Source organism: Rhodoblastus sp., assembly GCF_041915505.1.
Classification (GTDB): Bacteria; Pseudomonadota; Alphaproteobacteria; order Rhizobiales; family Beijerinckiaceae; genus Rhodoblastus.
In genome coordinates this window covers 1-2,695 of the sequence record NZ_JAYSBG010000430.1, presented here as the reverse complement: position 1 = coordinate 2,695, position 2,695 = coordinate 1, and the positions used below count along the sequence as shown (strand labels likewise).

Genomic DNA, 2,695 nt, shown 5'->3' with positions numbered 1-2,695 from the left:
GGGCGCTGCCCCGGCTCGATCTCGATTTGCGCGCCCTGCTCGCGCTCGTCACCCTGGAGCGTCTCAATTACGATCAGGCCGGCGCCGTGCTGGACATGCCGGCCGAGCGCGCTTTGGCGCGGCTGGCCTTCGCCAGGGCGCGGCTGGCGAGCGCGATCTCGGGCGAAGCCTGCTCCCATCTCGCCGCGATTCGCTGCGTCGGCCTTTCGTGGGCCAGCGTCGCTTTGGCCAATCGCCCTTGGGTCGACCGCCCTTGGGCTGGACGGCGGACGTCCGCCCCCGTCACCGAAGGCGATCTGCATCGTTTGGTCGACGAATTGCTCGACGAAAGCCGGAGCGCTGAAGTCGCGGCCGCGCTCGAATCGCAGCCCGATCTCATGCGCCGCGCCAGCGAATGGCGGCGCCAGGGCGCGCGCCTGCGCCGCGCCTTTGAGCCGCTGCTGCGCGAGCCGCTGCCGCTTTCCCTGAATTTCGTCGCGCCGGAACGCTCGATGGATCGCCGCGCCCGGTCGTTCGGCCCGGCCGACCGCCTGCTGCGGCGCCTCGCGGCGCTGTTCGCCCTGCCCGATCCGGCGACGCAGACCGCGCGGCGGCCTTTCTGATTTTCAGTGCTTCATCGCGATGGTGAATTCGCCCGCCCGGACCCGCTCCGGCAGGCGGCCGGTGAAACTCGCCACCGCCTCCTCGCCATAGGTTTCGACCAGTTCCTGCAAAGCCGCGAAAAGCGCGGCATGGGCGAAGCTTTCGCTCTCGATTCCCGCCAGGATCGCCTCGGCGAACGCCTCGGTGACATAAGCGAGGGCCGCGCGGCGCTCGTCTTCGGCGCCGCTGATTTCTGGAAAGGGGGAAGCCGCGAAAGTCATGATAGTTGCGACCTTAGCGGGCCAAAGCGTCCGTGGCGAGCCGCGTCTTAAGAAACGGTTAATATTTCTTCACGCCTTGTCACGAAAAATCAGCGCGAAAAACGCAACGAAAAAACAACGCTCTATGGAAGCGCCCGGACGCCCTTCGCCGGGCTCAATTGGCGCGGAAGCGCGCCGAGATGTCGTGGGCCAATTGCCCGCCCTCGTCAAGGAAGCGCTGGCGGGCCAATTGGGCGTTGGACGTGCAGGCGTGATAGGAAAATTGATAGCCCTGCAGGCCCCGATTATAGGCGCCGGCGAGCTTTTCCCGACGCGACGGCCCCGCCGCCTCGGCGTTCATCAGATTTTCCATCTGCTCGCGCCAGGGCTCCGCGCCGCTCGTCTTGCCTACATTGGCGCCGCAGATCGTCTGCAGATAGGTCAGCGCACCCATGATTTCGGACAAACGAAGCAATTGCGGCTCATAGGGCGGCGGCGGCCCCTCGACGACCGGGGCGTCGCTCGCCTTGGCCTCGACGGTCTGTCCCTTGGCCGCCTCCGGGACTTTCGGCTTTTTTCCTTCGGCGGCGCGCGGCTTTTCCCGATGCGGCCGGGGGCGCAGCCTTTGCGGGGCCGAATCGTCGTCGCGGCGCCGCCCCCAGAAGTCGGCGTCCGGCCTCTTGCTCGGGCGGTTGTCGAAAAAGGGAAAGAAGAATTGCGCGCGAGCGGGCGTCGCTGCCTCGCCCGCCACGCAAAATCCCAAAGCAACCATCAGAAGACGCGCCGACCGCGCGGAAAATCTCATACCGAGCCATCCACGATTCGCATGGCGTCTGCGACTATATGGGACAGCATCGGGGTCAGGGAAAGCCCCTCGTAATCGCCCGGCGCGCGCCAGAGGATTTCGGCGGCCTCGGGCGAGGGCTCGCCCTCGCCCGCGATCCAGCGCGCCGCGAAGGACAGGATGACATAATGGCGCTCGACGCGCCCCGCATCGTCGCGGGCGATGTGCTCCACCATCCGGTTGAAGCCGACGAGCCGCGCCAGCACGCCGGTCTCCTCGCGCAATTCGCGCAAGGCGGCGGCTTCGACCGTCTCGCCGACCTCGACCAGGCCGCCGGGCAGCGTGAACAGGCGCCGGTAAGGCTCCTCCGCGCGCGACGCGAGCAGAACCTTGCCCTCGCGGAACACGGCGACGCTGACGGCCAGAGCCGGCTGCGCCGGATAAAGGCGGCGCGACAGGCTCACGGATAGAGGGTCTCGGTCAGCCAGTCGCCCTCGGGCTTTTCGCGCGTATAACGCAGCCGCTCATGGAGACGGAACGGCTTGTCGGTCCAGAATTCGATCTCGACGGGGCGGATGCGATAGCCGCCCCAATAGGGCGGGCGCGGCACGGCGCCGATGTTGAATTTGGCGGCATGGACCGCGACCGCCTTTTCCAGCGCGAAACGGCTTTCGAGCGGCCGCGATTGCTGGCTGGCCCAGGCGCCGATGCGGCTGTCGCGCGGGCGGCTGTGAAAGTAAGCGTCCGATTCGGCGTCGCTGACCGGCTCGACCAGACCGCGAAAGCGAAACTGGCGCCGCAGGCTCTTCCAATGCAGCACGCCCGCCGCCGCGCTTTGAGCGGTCAATTCCCGCCCCTTCGCACTTTCGCGATTGGTGTAGAACACGAAGCCGTCGTCGTCGAAGCCCTTAAGCAGCACCATGCGCGCATTGGGCAGGCCGTCCGCGTCGACCGTCGCCAGACACATGGCGTTGGGATCGTTGATCTCGTGTTTTTCCGCCTCGGCCAGCCATTCCCCGAACCGCGCGAAAGGCTCGCGCAACGGTCTTTGGTTACGACCCGTTAATGC

At 66.9% G+C, this 2,695-nt stretch carries 4 protein-coding genes and 1 pseudogene; 1 reads left to right on the top strand and 4 read right to left on the bottom strand.

From position 1 onward, the window contains the following. Nucleotides 1-602 (top strand): annotated as a pseudogene (locus ACE3S9_RS18105) (hypothetical protein); the annotation flags it as partial. A 3-nt stretch (nucleotides 603-605) separates the two neighbouring features. Here ACE3S9_RS18105 and ACE3S9_RS18100 read toward each other — a convergent pair. The 4 genes from ACE3S9_RS18100 to pdxH form a co-directional block, all read right to left on the bottom strand. After that, on the bottom strand, nucleotides 606-863 hold the full coding sequence (locus ACE3S9_RS18100) for a hypothetical protein (RefSeq protein ID WP_374547870.1): 258 nt from the start codon (nucleotides 861-863) through the stop codon (nucleotides 606-608). A gap of 154 nt (nucleotides 864-1,017) precedes the next feature. Further along, nucleotides 1,018-1,593: a TIGR02301 family protein gene (locus ACE3S9_RS18095; RefSeq protein ID WP_374547869.1), complete on the bottom strand. Its 576-nt coding sequence runs from the start codon at nucleotides 1,591-1,593 to the stop codon at nucleotides 1,018-1,020. A 50-nt stretch (nucleotides 1,594-1,643) separates the two neighbouring features. Next, a complete protein-coding gene (locus ACE3S9_RS18090; protein WP_374547868.1) occupies nucleotides 1,644-2,090 on the bottom strand; it encodes an NUDIX hydrolase in 447 nt (148 codons plus the stop codon). Continuing rightward, on the bottom strand, nucleotides 2,087-2,668 hold the full coding sequence (gene pdxH / locus ACE3S9_RS18085) for a pyridoxamine 5'-phosphate oxidase (RefSeq protein WP_374547871.1): 582 nt from the start codon (nucleotides 2,666-2,668) through the stop codon (nucleotides 2,087-2,089). Before pdxH ends, ACE3S9_RS18090 begins: the two co-directional genes overlap by 4 nt. Between the last annotated feature and the right edge of the window lie 27 nt (nucleotides 2,669-2,695).